16 protein-coding genes are annotated in these 23317 nt (G+C 72.8%); 8 read left to right on the forward strand and 8 right to left on the reverse strand.

What is annotated here, in order from left to right:
• The first annotated feature begins 150 nt into the window (after positions 1-150).
• Both WQO_RS16685 and WQO_RS16690 read left to right on the forward strand, forming a co-directional pair.
• The gene (locus tag WQO_RS16685; protein WP_010060258.1) at positions 151-5160 is read left to right on the forward strand and encodes a DNA repair ATPase; all 5010 of its coding nucleotides are present in this window, start codon (positions 151-153) and stop codon (positions 5158-5160) included.
• Between the two features lie 40 nt (positions 5161-5200).
• Complete coding sequence (locus WQO_RS16690; protein ID WP_050992300.1) at positions 5201-7204, forward strand: NAD-binding protein; 2004 nt, start codon at positions 5201-5203, stop codon at positions 7202-7204.
• Between the two features lie 79 nt (positions 7205-7283).
• Here WQO_RS16690 and trpS read toward each other — a convergent pair whose 3' ends face one another.
• On the reverse strand, positions 7284-8384 hold the full coding sequence (gene trpS, locus WQO_RS16695) for a tryptophan--tRNA ligase (RefSeq protein WP_010060260.1): 1101 nt from the start codon (positions 8382-8384) through the stop codon (positions 7284-7286).
• A 413-nt stretch (positions 8385-8797) separates the two neighbouring features.
• On the opposite strand from trpS, the gene WQO_RS16700 reads away from it, so the two are divergent.
• From WQO_RS16700 to WQO_RS16715, 4 genes are all read left to right on the forward strand, one after another.
• On the forward strand, positions 8798-9889 hold the full coding sequence (locus WQO_RS16700; RefSeq protein WP_010060261.1) for an LLM class flavin-dependent oxidoreductase: 1092 nt from the start codon (positions 8798-8800) through the stop codon (positions 9887-9889).
• Between the two features lie 5 nt (positions 9890-9894).
• Complete coding sequence (locus tag WQO_RS16705) at positions 9895-10563, forward strand: FMN reductase (protein ID WP_010060262.1); 669 nt, start codon at positions 9895-9897, stop codon at positions 10561-10563.
• Between the two features lie 156 nt (positions 10564-10719).
• Entirely contained in the window at positions 10720-11142 is a 423-nt protein-coding gene (locus WQO_RS16710) for a universal stress protein (RefSeq protein WP_010060264.1), read from the forward strand.
• 120 nt (positions 11143-11262) lie between these two features.
• A complete protein-coding gene (locus WQO_RS16715) occupies positions 11263-14760 on the forward strand; it encodes an ATP-binding protein (protein WP_032748387.1) in 3498 nt (1165 codons plus the stop codon).
• A 118-nt stretch (positions 14761-14878) separates the two neighbouring features.
• On the opposite strand, the gene WQO_RS16720 is transcribed toward WQO_RS16715, so the two are convergent.
• The 5 genes from WQO_RS16720 to WQO_RS16740 form a co-directional block, all read right to left on the reverse strand.
• Entirely contained in the window at positions 14879-16078 is a 1200-nt protein-coding gene (locus WQO_RS16720) for a MerR family transcriptional regulator (protein WP_032748388.1), read from the reverse strand.
• A gap of 171 nt (positions 16079-16249) precedes the next feature.
• Positions 16250-17107: an ABC transporter permease gene (locus WQO_RS16725; protein ID WP_010060269.1), complete on the reverse strand. Its 858-nt coding sequence runs from the start codon at positions 17105-17107 to the stop codon at positions 16250-16252.
• Positions 17104-18075 (reverse strand): ATP-binding cassette domain-containing protein, encoded by a 972-nt coding sequence (locus tag WQO_RS16730; protein WP_058954011.1) that lies wholly within the window; start codon positions 18073-18075, stop codon positions 17104-17106. The genes WQO_RS16725 and WQO_RS16730 overlap by 4 nt, the downstream gene beginning before the upstream one ends.
• An 84-nt stretch (positions 18076-18159) precedes the next feature.
• A complete protein-coding gene (locus tag WQO_RS16735) occupies positions 18160-18729 on the reverse strand; it encodes an NADPH-dependent FMN reductase (RefSeq protein ID WP_010060273.1) in 570 nt (189 codons plus the stop codon).
• A 113-nt stretch (positions 18730-18842) separates the two neighbouring features.
• Entirely contained in the window at positions 18843-19250 is a 408-nt protein-coding gene (locus WQO_RS16740) for a hypothetical protein (RefSeq protein ID WP_010060274.1), read from the reverse strand.
• 130 nt (positions 19251-19380) lie between these two features.
• Between WQO_RS16740 and WQO_RS16745 the strand changes: the two genes are divergently transcribed.
• Complete coding sequence (locus WQO_RS16745) at positions 19381-20310, forward strand: hypothetical protein (RefSeq protein ID WP_010060275.1); 930 nt, start codon at positions 19381-19383, stop codon at positions 20308-20310.
• Between the two features lie 78 nt (positions 20311-20388).
• On the forward strand, positions 20389-20634 hold the full coding sequence (locus WQO_RS16750; protein WP_010060276.1) for a DUF2630 family protein: 246 nt from the start codon (positions 20389-20391) through the stop codon (positions 20632-20634).
• A gap of 45 nt (positions 20635-20679) precedes the next feature.
• On the opposite strand, the gene WQO_RS16755 is transcribed toward WQO_RS16750, so the two are convergent.
• Positions 20680-21105, reverse strand: coding sequence for an RNA-binding S4 domain-containing protein (locus tag WQO_RS16755; protein ID WP_010060277.1), 426 nt, complete (start codon positions 21103-21105; stop codon positions 20680-20682).
• Positions 21106-21191: 86 nt separating this feature from the next.
• Positions 21192-23261 (reverse strand): PhoX family protein, encoded by a 2070-nt coding sequence (locus WQO_RS16760; RefSeq protein WP_010060278.1) that lies wholly within the window; start codon positions 23259-23261, stop codon positions 21192-21194.
• Positions 23262-23317 lie beyond the last annotated feature (56 nt).

The raw sequence follows: 23317 nt of genomic DNA on the forward strand, positions 1-23317 counted from the left end.
GGGCCCGTGCCACACGCCGGGAGCGGGCCCGACAGCCCGACGGTTCCGTCCTCAAACGCCGGACGGGCTGGGTGGTGCCGCCGGCCGGGGCGCCCCACGGGGGTGGGCGCCCCGGCCGGAAGAGACGAAGACACGTAGGGAGCCGTACCCATGGACAGCGACATCACCGACACCGCCACCGCGCCCCAGGGCGGCCAGGGCGGCCAGGGCGATGTGGACGCCGGCGCCTACGAGGTGCTGCGGCGGCGGCTCTCCGCGCAGGCCGGGGAGCTCGTACGGCGGGCCGAGGTCCTCAACGCCCGCCGGACCGAGGAGTTCGGTTCGACCGGGCTGCGGCTCCTGGCCACCGAGCAGGTGCGTACCGAGCACGCCTCCGTGCCCCGTGACCTCGTCGCCGTCGGCGGGAAGCTCCTCTTCGGGTTCGAGCGGGGGCCGGGCGCACGCGGTGAAGCCGGCGTCGAGGACCTACTCCTTGTACGCGACGCCGGGCCCGAAGACGACGCCCAGGCAGAGCAGCCCACCCTCCTCGACGACGACGGGTTCCGCCGCGAGTTCTCCTCCCTCCACCGCTACTTCCGCGACGCCCGCCTCCTGCGCCTGCGCCGGGCCGGCGGCAAGCTCCTCGCCGTCTTCCGTACGGGCGAGAACGCCGAGGACATCCGCGTCCTGCGGTGGGCGCTCGGTCCGGACGGGGCGCCCGGGGCGTTCCTGGACGCGCGGGGCGAGCGTGACCATGTGTTCCCCGCATCCCACGACTTCGACTGGATCGTCGCCGGGCGCGAGGCCCACCGTCCCGGCCGCCACCCGCACATCGCCATCGGCAAGGGCGGCGGCCTCTTCGTCGACACGCTCGGCGGCACCCTCACCGTCAAGGTCACCGACGACACCGAGTCGCCGGACGGGATCTACGAGGAGCCCGTCGACGAGCCGCTGCAGTCGCTGGCCGACGCCGACGTCGAGTACGCCGAGGTCGGGCCGCTGACGCTGCTGCGCGTGCGGCCGTACAAGGAGACGGACTGGCGGTATCTCGTCTTCAACTCGCTGCTCTCCAGCGTCCGGCGGCTCGACTCCATCGGGCCCGCCTGCCACCGCCTCCCCGAGGACCAGGGGATCATCTTCCCCGGCGGCTACTACCTCACCACCGGCACCGCGAAGACCTTCGACACCGCCGAGGAGCTGACCGAGCCGGTCTTCGAGGGCGCCGTCCGCTCGCCCAACGGGGAGGACGTGCTCTACGTCTTCCGCTCGCGCGACGGCCTACGCAGCCTGCTCCTCCCCTACAACCTGATCCGCCAGGAGGTCGCCACCCCGCTCACCGGGCGCGGCCACGCGCTGCTGGACGACGGGACGCTGGTCCTGCTCCGGGACAACCCGGACGGGCCGGCCCGCGTGCACCCGTTGCAGCGCTGGCAGACCCCGTACGTCTCCGACACCTACGCCGCCGCCCGGCCCGCCGGGGCCGGGCCGCTCTCCCGGACCGGCAACGCCGATCTCGTACGCGGGATCTCGGACTGCCTCGCCCTCGCGCACGGGGTGCGGGACATGACGCCGACGACGGCGGTGTACGGGCAGCTCGCCGCCGACTGCGCCCGCGCGCAGGACCGCTACCACTGGCTGTCCGACCCCGAACTGGGCGCGCTCGGCGAGCCGTTGGGTGAACTGCGGGCCACCGCGCAGCAGGTGCTGGCCGAGTTCACCGCCGTACAGGATCTGACCCGGCGGGCCGCCGACGCACTGGAGGAGACCGCCGGGCGCATCACCGCGCTGGTGCGGCGGGTGCGCGGCGAGGTGCCCGGGTCGGCGTCCGCGTGGGTCGAGCGGCTGACCGAACTGCGGCAGGCGCACGGGCACTTGGCGACAGTCGGCGAGATGCGCTACGCCGATGTCGAGCGGATCGCGGAGCTGTCGGCCCGGACCGAGGACGACATCGACTCCGCCGCTCAGCGGGCCGTGTCGTTCCTCGCCCGTGAGGACGCGTTCGACGGGTATCACGCGGACATCGCGGGGCTCGTGGCCGACGCGGGGGCGCTGGAGACCGTACGGGACGCCTCCGCCGTGACGGACCGGCTGGCGGCCATGACGGAGGGGCTCGCCACCGTCACGGACGTCGTCGCCGGTCTCGACATCGGCGACGCCACCGTGCGCACCTCGATCCTGGAGCGGATCGCGGAGGTGCTGGGCGGGGCGAACCGGGCCCGCGCCACGCTGGACGCGCGCCGCCGGGAGCTGCTGTCGAAGGAGGGGCGGGCCGAGTTCGCCGCCGAGTTCGCGCTGCTCGGGCAGGCGGTGACGGGAGCGCTGGCCGCCGCCGATTCGCCCGAGGCGTGCGACGACCAACTGGCACGGCTGTTGCTCCAGTTGGAGAACCTGGAGTCGCGGTTCGCGGAGTTCGACGACTTCCTCGCCGAGCTGGCCGAGCGCCGCACCGAGGTGTACGAGGCGTTCTCGGCGCGCAAGCAGACCCTCCAGGACGAGCGGGCGCGGCGAGCGGAGCGGCTGGCCGGGTCGGCGGACCGGGTGCTGGAGACCATCATCCGGCGGGTGGCCGCGCTGGACGATCTCGACGCCGTCCACACCTACTTCGCCTCCGACCCGATGGTCGCCAAGATCCGGCGGACCGCCGACGAGCTGCGCGAACTCGGCGACCCGGTACGGGCGGAGGAGCTGGACGGGCGGCTGAAGGCGGCCCGGCAGGAGGCGGGCCGGGCCCTGCGCGACCGCACCGAGCTGTACGCGGACGGCGGGTCCGTGATCAAGCTGGGCCGCCACCGGTTCGCGGTGAACACCCAGCCGTTCGACCTGACGCTCGTGCCCTCCGGGGAGAGCCTCGTCTTCGCGCTGACCGGAACGGACTACCGGGCCCCCGTCATCGACCCGGCGTTCACGGCGGCCCGGCCGTACTGGGAGCAGCTGCTCCCCTCGGAGAACGCCGCCGTCTACCGCGCCGAGCACCTCGCCGCCCGTCTCCTCGACGAGCACGGGGCGAGCCGTCTGGCCGCGCTGCCCGATGCCGAACTGGCGAAGCTGGTAGGGGAGTCAGCCGCCGAGGCGTACGACGAGGGGTACACACGGGGCGTCCACGACGAGGACGCCACGGCGATCCTGGCCGCCCTGCTGCGCCTGCACGCGGACGCCGGCCTGCTGCGCCACGAGCCGGCCGTCCGCGCGGCGGCCCAGCTCTTCTGGGCGTACGGCACCGAGGAAGCGCAGCGCATCTCCTGGACCAGGCGCGCGGTCTCCCTGGCCCGGGCCCGCGACACCTTCGGGCTCGCCCCCGCCATCGCGGTGCTCCAGGAGGAGTGGGCGGCGGCCATCGGCTCCCCGTCCCCGGCCGCACCGGCCCCCGCCGTCGCCGCGTACCTCTTCGAGGAGCTGACCACCGAACCCGCCGGGTTCGTCGTGGGCTCCTCGATCCGGGACTTCCTGGAAGCGTTCCACCGAGCGGCGGGCCCCGACGCGTACGGGGACGACCTCGCGGCACTCGGCGACGACCTGGCCGCCCGCAAGCAGCTCGTGGAAGGCTGGCTCGTGCCGTACGCCGAGTCCACGGGGGCGGACCTCGGCGGCGGCGACCTGGCGGAGGCGGTCGCGGCGGAACTCTGCCCGGAGCTGGAGCGGTACGCGTGCGACGCGCCGCTCACCGAGCGTCTTGAGGGCCTCCTCGGCGACCACCCGCGCATCGCGGGCGGCGGGGCCCTCACCGTACGGATCGACGAACTCCTGGCCCGTACGGCCGAGTTCCGTACCGACACCGTGCCCGGGTTCCGCGCCTACCAGCGGCTGCGCACCTCCCTGGTGACCGCCGAGCGCGGCCGGCTGCGGCTGGAGGACCACCGGCCGCGGGTGATGTCGGCGTTCGTCCGCAACCGGCTGCTCGACGAGGTGTACCTGCCGCTGATCGGCGACAGCCTGGCCAAGCAGCTCGGCACCGCCGACGCCGACCGGCGCACCGACTCGCAGGGCCTGCTCCTGCTCGTCTCGCCACCCGGCTACGGCAAGACGACGCTGATGGAGTACGTCGCCGACCGGCTCGGCATGGTCCTCGTCAAGATCAGCGGGCCGAACCTGGGCCACGACGTGACCTCCCTCGACCCGGACCGGGCTCCGAGCGCCACCGCCCGGCAGGAGATCGAGAAGATCAACTTCGCGCTGGAGGCGGGCAACAACACGCTCCTCTACCTCGACGACATCCAGCACACCTCGCCGGAACTGCTGCAGAAGTTCATCCCGTTGTGCGACGCCACGCGCCGCATCGAGGGGGTGCGGGACGGTGAGCCGCGCAGCTACGACCTGCGGGGCAAGCGGTTCGCGGTGTGCATGGCGGGCAACCCGTACACCGAGTCCGGCGAGCAGTTCCGGATCCCCGACATGCTCGCCAACCGGGCCGACGTGTGGAACCTGGGCGAGGTGCTCAGCGGCCGTGAGGACGTCTTCGCGCTGAGCTTCGTGGAGAACGCGCTGACCGCCAACCCGGTCCTCGCCCCGCTGGCCGGGCGCTCCCGGGACGATCTGGCGCTGCTGGTGCGGCTGGCGGGTGGAAGTGAGCCTTCGGCGCGCGCCGAGCACCTGAAACACCCCTACTCGGCAGCAGAGTTGGACCGCATCCTGGCGGTGCTGCGCCATCTCCTGACGGCCCGGGACACCGTGCTCGCGGTCAACGCCGCGTACATCGCATCGGCCGCGCAGACGGACGCCACCCGCACCGAACCGCCGTTCCGGCTCCAGGGCTCGTACCGCAACATGAACAAGATCGCGGAGCGGATCGTGCCCGTCATGAACGACGAGGAACTGTCCGCTGTGATAGACGACCACTACGCGGGCGAGGCCCAGACGCTCACCACCGGGGCCGAGGCGAATCTGCTGAAGCTGGCCGCCCTGCGGGGCACGCTCACCGCCGAACAGGCCGAGCGGTGGGCGGCGATCAGCGGTTCCTACGTCCGTACGCAGGCGCTCGGCGGGCCGGACGGCGACCCGATGAGCCGTGCCGTGGCCGCGCTCGGACTGCTCGCGGACCGGATCGCGGCGGTCGAGACGGCGATCCAGCGGGCGGCGGATCCTCGGCATCCGCTCGCGGGCACCAAGGAGGGCGCCAACGGCGGAACGGTCAACGACCGGCCCGCCCCCGGCCGTCATGCGAAGATCACCAACGTTCCACACTGATCGGGCCTGATCGGGAAGACCGAGCCGGAAGGATCACGGCATGCTGGGTTTCGTGCCCCCACTTCCTCAGCAGCCGGGACGGCCGCCGTCCTCCGGCCACATGATCGTCTGCGGTGACGACGCCCTGGCGCGGCGGCTCGCGGTGGAGCTGCGCTTCATCTACGGGGAGCGGGTCACGCTGCTCCTCCCGCCGGGCCGGGACGCGAACAACCCCGAGACCCCGCTGACCCAACGGGGGCGGGCGGCAGCCCTGTTCGGCCGGATGTCGGCGGCGATGAACCGCGCGGGCAACGGCAGCGGGACCACCGGCGGCAGCGGCGACACCAACGCCGGGGTCGAGGCCGTCCGCATCATGGAGGCCCCCGAGCCCTCCGACGACGTCCTGGAGGAGGCGGGCATCGACCGGGCCGCCGCCCTCGCCCTCGTCTACGACGACGACGAGCGCAACATCCGCGCCGCCCTGACCGCCCGCCGCCTCAACCCCCGTCTGCGGCTGGTGATCCGGCTCTACAACCGCAAGCTCGGCCAGCATCTGGAGGAGCTGCTCGACCAGGCGGCGGCCGTCGCCATGCCCGGCATCGACCCGGCGTTACTGGACGCCTCCACCACCGTCCTGTCCGACGCCGATACGGCGGCCCCGGCCCTCGCCGCCACCGCGCTGACCGGCAGCAGCAAGATCATCCAGGCGGAGGGGCTGCTCCTGCGCGCCGCCGAGCGCCCGCCGCCGCGCCCCGGCGAGCACGCCGACCCCGGCCTGTGCACCCTCGCCCTCCTCTCCTCCACCGCCAACGACCCGGCGGGCGCGGAGGGTTCGGACAGCAGCGGCGACGAGGCCCCGCAGCTCCTGCCCGACGAACGCGCCGTCGCCGACGCGACCGGCCGGGGCACGGTGGTCCTCGAAGCGATCAGCCGCGCCGACCCGGCCCGGCCCGCGACCCGGATGGGCGGCAGGGGCGCACCGCTCGCCCAGATCTTCTCGCGCCGGCTGCGCTGGTCGGCCCTCGGCTTCGCCCTCGCCGCGGTCGCGCTGGTGATCGCCTCGCTGCTGACCACCAAGGACACCGCGCTCCACTCCGCCTACCTGACCGTCCTCGACCTGCTGGGCATGAACGACCCGGCCGAGGGCGCGTCGGCGGCCCGGCAGATCATCCAGATCCTCTCCGGCATCGCCGGTCTGCTCCTGCTGCCGCTGCTGATCGCCGCCGTCCTGGAGGCGTTCGGCACCCTGCGCACCGCCTCCTCACTGCGCCGCCCGCCCCGCGGCCTCGGGGGGCACGTGGTGCTGCTGGGGCTCGGCAAGATCGGTACGCGCGTCCTCGTACGCCTGCGGGAACTCGACATCCCCGTGGTCGTCGTCGAGGAGGACCCCGAGGCGCGCGGCATCCCGCTCGCCCGCTCCCTGCATGTGCCGACCGTCATCGGCGACGTCACCCAGGAAGGCGTCCTCGAAGCGGCCAAGATCTACCGCGCCCGCGCCCTCCTCGCGCTCACCAGCATCGACACGACGAACCTCGAAGCGGCGCTGTACGCCCGCTCGGTGAAGCCGGACCTGAGGGTCGCGCTGCGGCTGTACGACGACGAGTTCGCCACCGCCGTCTACCGCACCCTGCGCACCGCGCACCCCGGGGCGTTGACCCGCTCCCGCTCGGTCTCGCACCTGGCCGCGCCCTCCTTCGCGGTCGCCATGATGGGCCGCCAGATCCTCGGTGCCGTCCCGGTCGAGCGCAAGGTGATGCTGTTCGCCGCCCTGGAGGTCGCGGGGCACCCGCAGTTGGAGGGTCACACGGTCGAGCAGGCGTTCCGGGCGGGCGCCTGGCGGGTCCTGGCCATCGACGCCACCCCGCCCGCCGACCGCAACCCGGACCTCGCCGCCCTGCCCCCGTTCGATCCGGAGGGCGACGCGACCCCGCCGCCCTCCGGCCTGGTCTGGGGCCTGCACCCCGGTTACGTGCTGCGCGCCCAGGACCGGGTGGTGATCGCCGCCACCCGCCGGGGCCTCGCGGAGCTGCTGCGCCGGCAGCGGTCGGCGGTGCCGAGGCGGTAGGGGGCGGTCCGGCTATCCGGGGGGGCGGTTCGCGGGCGGGCGGCGGGCCGGTTCGTGGGCGGGTGGTTCGCCCGGCCGGCTACCGGAACGCGCCCATCGCCTCCCGTACCTCGTCCAGCGTGGCCTCCGCCAGCGCGTTCGCCCGCTCGTTGCCTGCCCGGAGCACCGACCGTACGTACGTCAGGTCCTTCTCGTACTCCGCCCGCCGGGCCCGGAAGGGGGCCAGGTGGCTATTGACCGCGTCGGTCACCGTCCGCTTCAGAGCCGCCGCCCCGCCGTCGCCGATCTCCGCCGCGACCTCGTGCGGGTCGCGGTCGAGGCAGAGGGCCGCCAGCAGCACCAGGGAGGAGACGTTGGGGCGGGTGTCGGGGTCGTAGGTGATGTGCCGGTCGGCGTCCGTGGTCGCGCCCTTGAGGAGCCGGGCGGTCTCGTCGGCGGTGGCGGAGAGCGGGACGGAATTGGCCCGGCTCTTGCTCATCTTCGTCCCGTCCGTGCCGAGCAGCAGGGGTGCGGCGGAGAGCAGGATGTCCGGTTCCGGGAAGACCTGGCCGTACCGCTCGTTGAAGCGGCGGGCGATCGTCCGGGTGACTTCCAGGTGGGGCGCCTGGTCCCGGCCGACCGGGACCAGGTTGCCCTTGCAGGACAGGATGTCGGCGGCCTGGTGGACCGGATAGGTGAGCATCAGCCCGCTCACCGTGGACTGCCGGGAGTGCGCGATCTCGTCCTTGACCGTGGGGTTCCGGTTCAGTTCCGCGACCGAGACCAGGCTCAGGAAGGGCAGCATGAGCTGGTTGAGCGCGGGGACGGCGCTGTGGCAGAAGACGGTGGACCGGGCGGGGTCGATACCGAGGGCCAGGTAGTCCAGGAGCAGCCCGTCGGTGTACTCCCCCAGCCGCTCCGCGGTGTCCCGGTCGGTGATGACCTGGTAGTCGGGGATGAGGACGATGACGTCCACGCCGAGATCCTGGAGGCGGACCCGGTTGCGCAGGGAGCCGAAGTAGTGGCCGAGGTGGAGGGCGCCGGTGGGGCGGTCCCCGGTGAGGACCCGGAAGCCGCCGGGGTCCTGGGCGATGCGGCGCTCCAGGTCGGCGGTGCGGTTCTCGGCGGTACGGCTGTCGGCGGCGCGGTTCTCGGCGCCCTGGGACTCGGTGGATCGGGGCCGGGCAGTGGTCGTGGTCATGGTGGGTGCCTCTCCTCGCGTGAGTGATACGTGAGGGACGGCCCCGCCGGTGAGCGCCGCTGCGCTCCGTCTTCCGTGTCCGCGCCGTACGAGGGCAGCGAAAAGGGCCGTCCGTGTCGAACGGCCCTGGTTCCGTGCAGATGCTGTGGCCGCTCCTATGAGGAGCGCCACCAGTTTCGGCACGGGACGGAGGTCATGGGCCGAGTGTAGCGGTCCCGTGCCCGGCGGCCCCGTGCCCGGCGGCCCCGTGCCCGGCGGGCATGGGGCTGGAGGTCAGGTACCCGGAGGCGGACGTGGAATAGGTCGGAGGGGGGTCCCGTTGTAGGGTGTAGTTCAATGTTCAACCAAATCGGTCAGGGCCTCCGGATCTCCGCATCCCCGGACCCCGGCCAGGGCTCAGGAAGGCGGACGCCATGCAGTTCGGGATCTTCACCGTCGGGGACGTCACGACCGACCCGACCACCGGCCGGACCCCCACCGAGAACGAGCGGATCAAGGCGACCCTGGCCATCGCGCAGAAGGCCGAGGAAGTCGGTCTGGACGTCTTCGCGACCGGCGAGCACCACAACCCGCCGTTCGTCCCGTCCTCCCCGACGACGACGCTCGGCTACATCGCCGCCCGCACCGAGAACCTGATCCTGTCCACGTCCACGACGCTGATCACCACCAACGACCCGGTGAAGATCGCCGAGGACTACGCCACCCTCCAGCACCTCGCGGACGGCCGCGTCGACCTGATGATGGGCCGGGGCAACACCGGTCCTGTCTACCCCTGGTTCGGCAAGGACATCCGCCAGGGCATCCCGATGGCGATCGAGAACTACGCCCTGCTGCACAAGCTGTGGCGCGAGGACGTCGTGGACTGGGAGGGCAAGTTCCGTACGCCGCTCCAGTCCTTCACCGCCACCCCGCGCCCGCTGGACGGTGTCCCGCCGTTCGTCTGGCACGGCTCCATCCGCTCGCCGGAGATCGCCGAGCAGGCCGCGTACTACGGAGACGGCTTCTTCCACAACAACATCTTCTGGCCCATGGAGCACACGGAGAAGATGGTCGACCTCTACCGGCGGCGGTACGCCCACTACGGCCACGGCACCGCCGAACAGGCCATCGTCGGACTCGGCGGCCAGGTGTTCATGCGCAAGAACTCGCAGGACGCGGTACGGGAGTTCCGCCCGTACTTCGACAACGCGCCGGTCTACGGCCACGGCCCGTCCCTGGAGGACTTCACCCGCGAGACTCCGCTGACCGTGGGCTCCCCGCAGGAGGTCATCGAGCGGACACTGACGTTCCGGGACGCGGTCGGCGACTACCAGCGCCAGCTGTTCCTGATGGACCACGCGGGGCTCCCGCTGAAAACGGTCCTGGAACAGCTCGACATCCTCGGCGAGGAGGTCGTGCCCGTACTGCGCAAGGAGTTCGCCAACCTGCGGCCGGCCGGTGTGCCGGAGTCCGCGCCCGTCCACCCGGCGGTCGCCGCCGCCCGAGCCTCCGGAAAGGAGAGCTGACCCCGATGTTCGCCACCACACCGCTGCGCGTCGTCGCCGTATCGGCCGGGCTCAGCCAGCCGTCCTCCACCCGGCTGCTGGCCGACCGGCTGGCCGCCGCCACCCGTGAGCGCCTCACGGCCGAGCAGGACAGGGCCGGCAGGGATGTCGAGGTCCGCGTCATCGAGCTGCGCGACCTCGCCGTGGACATCGCGAACCACCTGGTCAGCGGGTTCCCGTCGGCCGGGCTGCGGGAGGCGATCGACGCGGTGACGGAGGCCGACGGGCTGATCGCCGTGACGCCCGTGTTCACCGCCTCGTACAGCGGTCTGTTCAAGTCGTTCTTCGACCTGATCGACCACACCGCGCTGACCGGCAAGCCCGTCGTGATCGCCGCGACGGGCGGCACGGCCCGGCACTCGCTGGTCCTGGAGCACGCCCTGCGCCCGCTCTTCGCCTATCTGCGGGCCGTCACCGTGCCCACCTCCGTCTACGCGGCCTCGGAGGACTGGGGTTCCTCGGGCGACGAGTACACCGAGGGCCTGCCGTCCCGGATCCGGCGTGCGGGCGGCGAGCTGGCCTCCGCGGTCCTGGGCCGTACGGTCTCCGGGGCCTCGCGGACCCCGGGCCTGGACGACGGGGAGGACGCGGTCGTCCCCTTCGAGCAGCAGCTCGCGGACCTGCGGCTGGACTGAGGCCGGGCCAAGAGCGAGCCCATGCGGGCGGGGCGATCGGGGCGGGTCACATCGACCCGCCCCGATTGCCCTATTTGATTACAGTGAGACAGGGCGCTGTACCGAGCGCGACCGAGCACGACCGAGCTACCGAGCACGACCGAGCTGGAGGCAGATATGGGCAGGATCGTTGTGGGCGTCGACGGCTCCGACTCCTCGATCAAGGCACTGCACTGGGCCGTACGCCAGGCCGAGCTGACCGGCGCCACGGTGGAGGCCGTGAACAGCTGGGAGTACCCCGCGACCAGCTGGGCGTCGATGATGCCGGGCATGCCCGAGGACTTCGATCCGCAGGCCCTGGCCACCGTCTCCCTGAACGAGGCACTGGAGGAGGCCCTCGGCGCCGCGGGGGCCGCCGCGGTCAGCAAGGTCGTGGTCATCGGCAATCCGGCCCAGGCCCTGCTGGACCGCGCCCAGGGCGCCGACCTGCTCGTCGTCGGAGCCCGCGGTCACACCGGCTTCAAGGCCACCCTGCTCGGCTCGGTCAGCCTCCACGTCACCCAGCACGCGCCGTGCCCGGTGACGGTGGTCCGCGGCTGAGGAGGGAGCGGGGCGGCTGACGCACGGTGGGGCGGCCCGCCCCACAGCTGACGCAGGGTGGGGCGGCCCGCCCCGGAGAAACGAGGGGCCGTTGTCAGTGGGGGCTCCTATCGTGTGGTCATGACCCCTGCTCTCTTCGGGCGCGACCACCCCGCAGGCGTTCTCCGCTCGGAGATCGCCCGGGCCACGGACAGCCACGGCGGTCTCGTGCTGGTCACCGGTGAGGCCGGGATCGGCAAGAGCACCCTCGTCACCGACGCCGCGCACGAGGCGCGGCGGCGCGGGGCGCTGGTGGTCGGGGGTTCCTGCTGGGACTCGGACAACACCCCGGGCTACTGGCCCTGGGTCCAGATCCTGCGCGGCCTGCGCCGGTCCGCCACGGCGACGGAATGGGCGGCGGCCCAGGAGGCGTCGGACGGCCGGCTCGCCGTGCTCCTCGGCGACACGGCCGCCGTCGCCACGGCCGGCGCCCACGCGGGCGAGCCCGGCGTGGAAGCCGGTGCGCCGGGCGACACGGGCCCGCCCGGCGGTGACTGGGGCGGGGGACTGCCGGGCTGGGGGTCGTCGGAGGGGGCGGAGGCCTTCGGGCTCTTCGACGCGGTGACCACGGCCCTCGTCACGGTCTCCCAGAGCCGGCCGCTGGTGGTCGTCCTCGACGATCTGCACAGCGCCGACCCGGCCTCGCTGCGACTGCTCGAATTCGCCGCCCAGCACGCCTGGTTCGAGCGGCTGCTGCTCATCGGCACCTACCGGGACGTCGAGGTGGAGGCCCCCGGGCACCCGCTCCAGCAGCTGATCCTGCCCCTCGTCTCGCGCGCCGCCGCGACCCTCACCCTGACCGGCCTCGGCCGGGACGAGGTGGGCGCGCTGATGACGGTGACGACGGGCCGTGAGCCCGCGCCGCAGCTCGTCGACGAGGTCCACCGGCGTACCGGCGGCAACCCCTTCTTCGTCGAGCAGACCGCCCGGCTCTGGCACAGCGGAGCCCCGGTCTCCACCATTCCGCCCGGGGTGCGGGAAGCGGTCCGCCAGCGGCTCGCCCTGCTGCCCGAGCCGGTCGTCTCGCTGCTGACCAGCGCCGCCCTGCTCGGCCGGGAGTTCCGCCGGCAGGTTCTGGCCGTCGTGCACGGGGCGCCCGTCCCCCACGTGGACCGGCTCCTGGAGTCGGCCGTCGTCGCCCGGGTCGTCGTTCCCCGCCCGTCCGGCCAGTACGCCTTCGCCCACGACCTCCTGCGCGAGACGCTGTACGCCTCGCTGGACGACGCCGAGGCCCGCGAACGCCATGCCGCCGCCGTACGGGCCCTGGACGCGCACGGCGGCCTCGGCGACGCGCTGCCGCCGGGCGCCCTGGCCCGCCACGCCCACCTCGCCGGCGACGCCCTGGAGCGCGACCGCCGCCTCGATCTGCTGCTGGCGGCCGCCCGGGACGCCTCGGGACGCCTGGCCGACGAGGAGGCCACCGGCCACTACCGGCGCGCCCTCGCGGTGGCGTCCGACGAGTCGGGCGCGGCGGGCCGGGGCCCCGACCTCAGGCGGGCCGTGCTGATCGGTCTCGACCTCGCCGGACAGCTCCGGCACGCGGGGGAGTCCGCCGAGGCGCAGCGCCTGCTGGACGGGGCGGTCGCCCGGGCGCGGGAGCTGGACGACCCGGAGCTGCTGGGCCGGGTGGCGATCACCCTCCACGGCGACGGGTTCCTGGGCGGCCCCGGCCTGTCCACGAAGGACTTCCTCGCCGAGGCCCACCGCAGGATCACCGGCAAGGAGGGCCAGGAGAGCCTCTCCGACGACCGGCTCGCCCAGGAGCTGGCCATCAACTTCATGGCGCTGGCCCGGAGCGGCTCGGACGACGAGGCGCTCGCCTTCTCCCTCTGGGCGCGCCACGACTCCGTGTGGGGTCTCGGCTCGGCGGTGGAGCGGCTCGGGCTGACCGACGAGATGACCGTCGTCGGCCGGCGCACCCAGCACCACGACATGGAGCTGCACGCGGCGTCCATGCGCTGGGTGGCGCTGCTGGAGCTGGGCGACCCGGCCTTCCTCGACCAGTTCCGTACGTATCTCCGGCTCGCCGAGCTGACCGCGCTGCCCCGGTTCGCCCTGGGGGTCGCCGTCGACACCAGTCTGATCGCCTCGCTGCAAGGCCGGTTCGCCGAGGCCTCCACCGCGCTGGAGGACGACTCCCTCGCCCCGGAGAACAACGACCACGCGGCCTTCGGCTTCATGGCGCACCACCTGCACTGGTCGCTGCATCTGCTCCAGGGCCACTTCACCGAGGCCGAGGAGGTCCTCGCCGAGCTCCCGGCCTCCGGGTATCCCCACCCCGGACTGCTGGAGGCGGTCACCGCGGTGGAGCAGGGCGACGCCACACCCGCGCTGCGCCTGATCGCCGAGCACGCGGACCGCGCCGCCCCCTACCCACGGGCGTTCATGCCGCTCTGGCTCAGGCTGCTGGCGCAGACGGCCGCGCTGACGGGCGACCCGCGCCTCATCGCCCGCGCGGAGGACGAACTGACCCCCTTCACGGGCCAGTGGGTCGTCTCGCTGTACGGGTGCGACATCGGCGGCCCCGTCGACCTCTGGCTCGGCATGCTCGCCGCCGCACGCGACGACCAGGACGCGGCGGTGGCGGCGCTCACCGAGGCCGCCGCCTCCTCGGACCGCCTCGGCGCCCGCCCCTGGGCCGTACGCGCCCGGTTGTGTCTGGCCCATTCCCTGCTCGCCCGCTCCGACGCGGGCGACGGCTCCGGTGCGGGCGACGCGGACCGGGCCCGGCGGCTGCTCGGCGAAGTGGCCCGGGAGGCCGGGGAGCTGGCCCTGGACCAGGTGGAAGCAGAGGCCTCCGCCCTCCGTGCGACCCCGCCCCTGACGGCCTCCGCCACCGCGACTGCCGCCCTTGCCCCGGCCACCGCGGCGGCCGATGCCTCCGCAGCCACCTCCGTCTCACGGACACAGGACCCGGACCGAAGCGGGGGAGAGACCGGCGGCGGGGTGGCGGCGGACCGCGACACGGCAGCGGTGGCAGCGGGCCCGGACACGGCAGCGGACCGGGACACGGCCGCCGCGCCGGACGGGGCGTCCGCCGAATTCCGGCGGAACGGGCCGGTGTGGCAGCTGCGGTGGGGCGGGGTGACCGTGCACGTCCCGGACGCCAAGGGCCTGCGGGACCTGCACAGCCTGCTGGGGCTGCCCGGCACCGACGTCCCGGCCGTCCGGCTCCTCGCACCCGAGGGCGGGGACCTCGTCGTCGCCGCCGGCCAGTTCGGCGGCGATCCGGTGCTCGACGAGGAGGCCAAGCGCCGCTACAAGGAACACCTGGACCGGCTGGACGCCGAGATAGACCGAGCGGCCGCCCGGGACGACAGCCAGCAGGTGGAGAAGTACGGCCGGGAGCGGCAGGCCCTCCTCGACGAGCTGCGCACCGCGGCCGGGCTGGGCGGCCGGACCCGCCGACTGGGCGACCAGACCGAGCGGGCCCGCAAGACGGTCACCGCCCGGATCCGCGACACCCTGCGCAAGCTGGACACCCTGCACCCCGCACTGGCCGCCCACCTCAAGGCCTCCGTGACGACCGGGACCACCTGCGCCTACCGCCCCGAGCGCTCCCCCGACTGGCGGCTCTGACCCGTACCCCACCGGCCTCCGGAGCGCCCCGGCCCGGCCGTTCGCCCCGCGCGACCGGGCCGGCCCCCGGGTCCGCCGTCCGCCCGGCGTCTCTGCCTCTCACTTCACTCTCTGCCTGTCACTCCTCGACGACCACGTCGGCCACGACACACGCCACGTTGTCCGGCCCGCCCGCCTCACGGGCCAGGCCGGCCAACCGGCGCACCGCCTCCTGCGGATCGTCCGCCGCGACGACCGCCGCCCGCAGATCCGCCGTCTCCACCACCGCCGACAGGCCGTCCGAGCACAGCAGATAGCGGTCCCCCGCCAGCACCTCCCGCAGGCGGACGTCCGCGCGGCACGCCACGGCCACCGCTGCCGGGCGCGCCTCGCCGACCAGCGCCTTCAGCAGCAGCGCCGGCCCCGGGTGCGAAACGGCCTCCTCCGGGCTCAGCGAACCGTCGTCGAGCATCGACTGGACCAGGCTGTGGTCGTGCGTGATCCGGAACAGCTCTCCGCCCCGCAGCAGATAGGCCCGCGAGTCCCCTATGTGCACGAGCCCGAGCCGCGATCCGGTCCAGAGCATCGCGGTGAGCGTGGTCCCCGAACCGTCCGGATCCGCACAGGGCGCCACCGCGTCCCGGACCGCCCGCGCGGCCGAATCCGCAGCCTCCTCCAGGGCGTTCAGCAGATCCGCCGCGGACAGCGCACCGTCCCGGCCCCACGTGGACGGCTTGAGCGCCTCGATCGCCGCAGCACTCGCCTCGGCCCCGCCCTCCCCGAATCCGTCGGCGACCGCCAGCAGCCGCGGCCCCGCGAACGCCGCGTCCTGGTTCGCCGTACGCACCACCCCGATATCGGTCAGCGCGGCGCACCGGATCGCAAGCGCCACCGCCCCCGCGCTCCCCGAACTTCCCGAACTTCCCGTGTTCTCCGCGTTGTGCGCGTTGTGCGCGTTGTGCGCGTTGTGCGACATCCCCGACATCGTCCTGCCCTCCGCTGACAGATGGTCGACGAGGTACATCGCCAGATCGCGCCGGGCCGCCGTCTCGGCCTCCACCCGCGCCCAGTAGGCCCGGATCTCCACGGCCGCGGCACCCGCGTCGAGCGCCACCACCCGGCCGATCCGGTTCAGCGGCATGCCGATCCTGCGCAGCCACGCCACGAGGCGGGCCCCCTCCACCTGCGCCGGGTCGTAGTACCGGTAGCCGTTCACCGGGTCGACCAGGGCGGGCCGGAGCAGGCCCAGTTCGTCGTAGCGGCGGAGCGCCTTGGCGGAGAGCCGGGACAACCGGGCGAACTCCCCGATCGTCACCAGTTCCCCGCTCGCGGCACCCATCGGATGGCCTTCGCGTTCCACCCCGTACCTCCTCGCACCGGGCGCCTTCCGCCCGGCCCCACCGATGCTGGGGCTTCCCTCGCGGGGAAGGTCAAGGATGCCGGGGCGGACGCTGCCGGGGCACACCGGCGGGCGCGCCCGGAATCCCCTGGGGGGCGCGCCCGCCGTCGGTCACTTGCGGTTGTACAACCGCATCGTCACCACACCGAAGACCGCCATGAGCACCCCGGCCCACCCCAGCGTCCAGCCGATGTCGGCGGCCGGCCAGTTGCCCGCCATCAGCTCGCGCACCGCCGTGGCCAGGTGGGTGACCGGGCTGTTGTTCACGAAGGCCTGGAGCCAGCCCGGCATCGTCTGCGGGTCGACGAAGACGTTGCTGAGGAAGGTCAGCGGGAAGATCACCATCATGCTGACGCCCATCACCGACTTCTCGGAGCGCAGCAGCAGCCCGAACATGGTCCAGATCCAGGAGAACGCGAACGAGAAGACGATCAGCAGCGCGATGCCCGCCAGCACTCCGAGGACCCCGCCCTCCGGGCGGAACCCGATGATCATTCCGACGGCGAGCATCACCGCCGATGCCAGCAGATAGCGCAGGACGTCACCGAGCAGATAGCCGACCATCGGGGCAGGCCGCCAGATCGGCAGCGTGCGGAACCGGTCGAAGACGCCCTTGGCGATGTCCGTGTTCACCGCGATACCCGTGTACATCGTGATCATCACGACGCTCATCACCATGATGCCGGGCAGCAGGAACTGGATGTACTCCTCCGTGGAGCCGGCCAGCGCCCCTCCGAAGAGGTACGTGTACATCAGGACCAGCATGATCGGGAAAGCCGTCACATCGAACAGCTGCTCCGGCACATGCTTGATCTTCAGCATGGCGCGCCAGCCGAAAGCCATCGATGCCGACAGTGCGCTGGGCCTCAGCGGCCGGGCCTGCCCCACCAGGAGCGCCGAGAGGCGTTCCTGGTCGGGCTCGGCGAGCTGGACGTCCTCAGGCTCCGTCTTGGCGGTCGCGGTGCTCATGCCGCCACTCCCTTCTTGTCCGTGAGTGCGAGGAAGACCTCGTCGAGGCTGGGCTGTCCCAGCGAGAAGTTGTCGACCGTGATGCCGCACCGGGCCAGCTCGGCCAGGGCACGCCCGGCGTGCTCCGCCGCGCCCTGCTCGGTGCTCTGCGAGTCGACCCGGGCGGTCAGCGCCACCGGGTCCGCGTCCAGCTGGACGTCCGCGTTCAGCGCGAGCGCCAGCACCTGCTGCGCCTCGGCCCGCTGGTCGGCGTTCCGCAGCCGCAGATGGACGGTGCCGGCGCCGACGGAGGCCTTGAGCTCGCCCTTGGTGCCCTCGGCGATGACCTTGCCGTGGTCGATCACCGCGATCCGGGAGGCCAGCTGGTCGGCCTCGTCCAGATACTGGGTGGTCAGCAGGACCGTGGTGCCGTGGGCGACGACCGCCCGCACGATGTCCCACACCTGGTTGCGGCTGCGGGGGTCGAGTCCGGTGGTCGGCTCGTCCAGGAACAGCACGTCCGGGGTGTTCAGGATGGACGCGGCGATGTCGATGCGCCGCCGCATGCCTCCCGAGTAGTTCTTGACCTGCTTTCCCGCCGCCTCGCTCAGCCCGAACCCGTCGAGCAGTTGGTCCGCCCGGTCCCGGGCCGCCGGCTTGGAGTGGCCCAGCAGCCGGGCGAGCAGGACGAGGTTCTCCGCGCCGGTCAGGTCCTCGTCCACCGAGGCGTACTGGCCGGTCAGGCTGACCCGGCTGCGGACCGCGTCGGCGTCCTTCACGACGTCCTTGCCGAAGATCCGGGCCGAGCCGCCGTCGGGGCGCAGCAGGGTCGCGAGCATGCGGACGGCGGTGGTCTTGCCGGCGCCGTTGGGTCCGAGGACGCCGTAGACGGTGCCCGTGGGGACCGCGAGGTCGATGCCGTCCACCGCGCGGTTGTCGCCGAAGACCTTCACCAGCCCCGTGGTCTCGATGGCCAGTTCAGTACTCATGATCCGTTCCTTGGTGGTCGTCGGTGGAAGTCGATGGAAGTCGGTGATCCGCACCCTGCTCCGCTGCTCGTGAGAAGGAGCCGTTCATGAGACGTAGGGGCGGACGGCGCGCGCCTCCCGCAGGGCCCAGCCCCACCAGCCGAGCTGGTCGAGCATGAGACCCACGGACCGGTCCCGTCCGGTGTCGCCGGGGTGCTCCTCCAGCGGCTGCTGGAGGAGGTCCAGCGCGACCCCGTTCCTCAGGGTCACCGTGTGCAGCTCGGTGAAGACCGAACGCAGCTGCTCCACGGCGTACAGCCCGGCGGATCCGTGTCCGTAGCTCACGAAGGCGACCGGTTTGGTCTGCCACTCGTCGTAGGCGAAGTCGATGGCCTGCTTCAGGGAGGCGGGGAACGAGCGGTTGTACTCGGGGGTGACGACGACGAAGGCCTCGGCCCTGGCGATCTCGTCGGTGAACTCCGTCATCTGGTCGGTCGCCCGCCCCGGGTAGTGCACGGGAAAGTCGAAATCGGCGAGGTCGAGCACGGCGAGCTCCAGCTCGCTCCGGTGCCGGGCACGCTCCATGAACCAGCGGCCGACCGCATCGCCGATGCGGCCCTCACGGGTACTGCCGATGATCACCGCTACCCGCAGCGGAGCGCTGTCCGTCGTCACCGCTCGTTCCTCCTCCCGCTCTCACCTCTTGGGCGCGAGGCGGCGAGGCGCGGCCGCCAGATTGAATCTGGCGGCCGCGCACGGTCGGAGAAGGCCGGGACGCCCGACGGGCTTCAGGTCTCCCGCGAGTAGAGGTAGTAGTACGAGACGACGAGGACGCCCGCCCCGACGGCCAGCCCCAGGCCGGTCGACCGCAGCACGCTGGTATCGGTGAGGCTCACCAGGAAGCCGATCGCGCACGCGGTGAGCGCGCCGTAGGCGACGGCCCGCAGCTCGCGGGGCAGCGAGCGCTGGATCCGGCCCAGCGCGAAGCAGAGGGCCGCGAGAGCGACCCCGGAGACGAGCCCGAGCAGGACCTGCCCGCCGGTGCTGGGACCGCCGTCGCGGCGGATGAACGCCGCGTAGAACCCGTAGATCACGCCGAGCACCAGAGGCAGTGCCCAGGCGAGCGGGGTGTGATGACGGGTCCGCGCATGGGCGCGGGCCCCCCTTCGGCCGGGCATGGCTGCGTGTGTGGCCATCGGGACAGCTCCTTCCGTCGCCCCCGTCGCGCGCCCCCGTTTCTCCAGAGCACACCCGACCGCGCCGCCCGGCAACTCGAATGGCGTACGGTCCGGAGCGGCCCGGCTCCGGACGGGATTGTCTGGAGGAGTGCGGACCTCTTCCTCGGCCACCTCCCCGACCCCGTCGCCCACCCCGGCCTCGGCGATCTCGGCGGTCCCGGCAGCTCTCTCGGCGGTCCTGCTCGTCCTGCTCGCCGTCCTCGTGCCGCTGAGCGCGCTCTCCGCCTGGGTCGACCTGGAGATCGACGACACCGACCGGTACGTCGCCGCCGTGTCCCCGCTCTCCTCCGACCCGGCGGTCCAGGCCACCGTCACGGACCTGGTCACCGAGGAGGCGATGCGGCGGATCGATCTCGGTCCGCTCCAGGACACGGTCCGGGAGTTCCTGCACGAGACCGTGCGGTCGTTCACCACCACCGAGGCTTTCCGTGACGCCTGGGACACCGCGAACCGTGTCGCCCACCAGGCGGTGAAGGCCGCCCTGGACGGCGACAGCGGACAGGCCGTCACGATCGATCTGGCCCCGGTGATCGACCAGGTCAAGCAGGACCTGGTGCGCGACGGGGTGCCGTTCGCGGACCAGATCCCCGTCGAGCGGACGGAGATCACCCTGCTCGGCCCCGGTCAGGCCGACGAACTCCGGGACTCGTTCCGCTGGCTCCGCTACTGCAGCATCTGGCCGGCCGTCGCCACGCTGGTGTTCCTCGTCCTGGTCGTGGGCATCGCGACCGTACGGGGCGGGCTGCGGGCCGGATTGTGGGCCACCGCGATCGTCGGCGCGGGGTTCGTGCTCGGTGCGATCGTGCTCCGGGTGCTGGTCACGGTCGGCCGCGGCCGGGTGCTGGACGAGGTGCCGGGCAGCGACCGGGACGCGGCCGCCGCGGTCGTCGACGCCCTGACCGCCTCGCTGCGGACCACGGTGTGGTGGGTGCTGGCGGTCGGTGCGGTCCTGCTGGTGGGAGCGGTGCTGGCCCGGGTGCTCCTGCGGCGCGGGAAGACCCGGGCCGACGTGCGTTGAGGCGGCGCCCGGGTGAGAGTGGGATCCGGGAGGGCCACCGAGCGACGACCGCCGCCGAAGGAACCTGAGAGAGGCGTCATGGCCGACAGCGACATCTTCGAGAACATCGACGAACTGGTCTCCGAGGAGCGCGAACTGCGCGACCGCTCCGTGGCGAAGATGGGCCTGTCCACGGACGAGAAGGCCCGGCTGCGGGCGGTGGAGGTCCAGCTCGACCAGTGCTGGGACCTGCTGCGCCGGCGGCGGGCCCTCAGCGAGTACGGCGAGGATCCCTCGACGGCGAAGGTCCGCCCCGCCGACGAGGTGGAGGGGTACCAGAGCTGACCCGGTGTTTCACGTGAAACACCGGGCCGGGGGTCCGCCGTGGGCTCAGTTCTCCGGCGAGCGCCCCTGAAGGTTCTCCGGCGCGCGGCCCTGAAGTCGTTCCATCTCCCGCCGGTCGCGCTTGGTCGGGCGGCCCGCGCCCCGGTCCCGTACGGGCACCTGGATCGCGATCTCACGGGGCGGCGGGGGCGGGCTGTTGTCGACGAAGCACTCCACGGCCACCGGCGGGCCGACCCGCTTCTTCACGATCTTCGAGACGACGACCACCCGGTCCCGTCCCGCGTGCCGGAGCCGCACCTCGTCGCCGACGCGTACGGCCTGTGCGGGCTTGGCCCGGTCGCCGCCGACCTTCACATGTCCCGCCCGGCAGGCTGCGGCCGCCTGGGCACGGGTCTTCGTCAGCCGGACCGACCAGATCCACACGTCGACCCGGACGCTTCCTTCCGCCTGCGGCGCGTCACCGGAAACCATGCCTCCGACTCTAATGCGGACCGGGCGGCAGGCGAGAGCCGATAAGACCCCCGTCCGCCGCCCGGTCTCCTACGTCCTGCCGGACCTCACACGCCGATGTCGCGCCCGTCCTTGCGCCAGACGGCGACGACCGAGGGGCGGACGATCTTGCCCGGCCCGTCGGGCCAGACGCTCGCCGGCTTCTCCACGGAGGCCCCGTCGATCTCGCCCGGGTGCTGGACCGCGACCAGGACCCGGCGGTCCTGGATGACCGGGCCGCAGGTCTCGGCCCCGGTCGGGACGGTGAGGAACTGCTTCAGCTCACCGCGCCGGTCACCGTGGGTCGCCACGCCGAACAGCCCGTCGTGCGAGCCGAGCGCGTTGCCGTCCGTGGAGATCCACAGGTTGCCGTGGGCGTCGAACGCCACGTTGTCCGGGCAGGAGATGGGGCTGACGCTCGACTTGGGGAAGCCGGCGAAGTACGTCGACGGGTCGTCCGGGTCGCCCGCCACGAGGAACAGCCGCCAGGCGAAGCCGTCGCTCGTCGGGTCGTCCCAGTTCTCCGCGAGCTCCAGGATCTGCCCGTGCTTGTTGACGTTGCGCGGGTTCGCCTCGTCCGCGCCGGGCTTGCCCTCCTTGCCCCGGTCCGAGTTGTTGGTGAGCGCCACGTAGACCCGGCCGGTGCGCGGCGAGGGCTCGACGTCCTCGGGGCGGTCCATCTTGGTCGCGCCGACCTTGTCACCGGCGAGGCGCGTGTAGACGTACACCTCCTCGGCGGTCATGCCGGGAACGTGCGAGGTGGTGCCGGTGGCCAGCGGGATCCAGACGCCGCTGCCGTCGAACTCGCCGTCGTTGGGGAGCTTTCCGGTGCCGTCGATCTCGTTGACCGGTGAGTCGCCGGTGAGCTTGGCGACGTACAGTGTGCCCTCGTCCAGCAGCGTCAGGTTGTGCTCGCGGGCGGCCCGCGAGTTCCCCTTCTTCATGCGCTTGCTGGAGACGAACTTGTAGAGGTAGTCGAACTTCTCGTCGTCGCCCATGTAGACGACCGGGCGGCCGTCGGAGGTGAGCCGGGGCTGCGCGGCCTCGTGCTTGAACCGGCCCAGCGCGGTCCGCTTGCGCGGGGTGGAGTCCGGGTCGTACGGGTCGAGTTCGACGACCCAGCCGAAGCGGTTGGCCTCGTTGGGCTCCTTCGCCAGGTCGAACCGCCGGTCGAACCGCTCCCACTTGCGCTCGGAGGCACTCGTGCCGATCCCGTACCGCTTGTGCATGGCGGTCGTGCCGTTGGCGAAGTACTGGTTGAAGTTCTCCTCGCCGTGCAGCGTGGTGCCCCACGGAGTGGTGCCGCCCGCGCAGTTGTTGAGGGTGCCGAGCACCTTGCGGCCGGTGCGGTCGGCGGACGTGCGCAGCAGGGTGCTCCCGGCGGCCGGACCCGTCATACGGAACTCGCTGGTTGCGGTCAGCCGGCGGTTGAGCGGGTGCCGGTTGACCGGGCCCAGCTTGCCGGTGCGGTGCTCCTCCTGGACGACGACCACGGAGAGTCCGTGCGCCGCCCAGGCGATCTCCACCTGCTCGCGGGTCGGGTTGGCCGGATCGTAACCGCGGAACATGAGGATCTCGTCCGTGTACTCATGGTTCGCGACCATGACCTGACGGCCGCGCTCGCCGCGCAGCGGGAGCAGGGAGAGGAAGTCGTTGTTGTAACCGAACTGGCCCGCCTGCGCCTTCGCCGTCTGCTTGTCCGGATCGAAGGCGGGAGCGCCGCGCAGGATCGGCTCGCCCCAGCGGATCACCACGTTCTGGGCGTACCCGTCGGGGACCGTGACCTTGTCGTCCTTGTTGGGCGCGACCGGCGAGAACCGCAGGCCACGCGCGCCGGACGCCCCCGGTTTCTGGGGACGGCCCGGTTTGTTGCCGTGCCCGGCGAGCGCGGCGGCCTCGGCCTGTGGGGCGCTCGGGCCGGTCAGCGCGGCGGTCCCGGCGGCGGTGGCGACGGTGACCACGGCGGCGGCGCGCATCATCGAGCGGCGCGACACGGCACCGGCGATGATGTCGCCGGCGTACTCGTTGTCGCTGTTGTTGGGCGTCTCCTTGAAGCAGGCGTCCCCACAGCGGAAGCGGCAGGTCAGCGCGGAACGCCCACCGGGATGCGAGCTGATGAACGGCAGCAGATTGCGCACGTGGATTCCCTCCGTCTGGTGTCGTGCGTGACGGTAGGTGCGCCTCCACCCGGTCC

Source organism: Streptomyces globisporus C-1027 (assembly GCF_000261345.2).
Classification (GTDB): domain Bacteria; phylum Actinomycetota; class Actinomycetes; order Streptomycetales; family Streptomycetaceae; genus Streptomyces; species Streptomyces pakalii.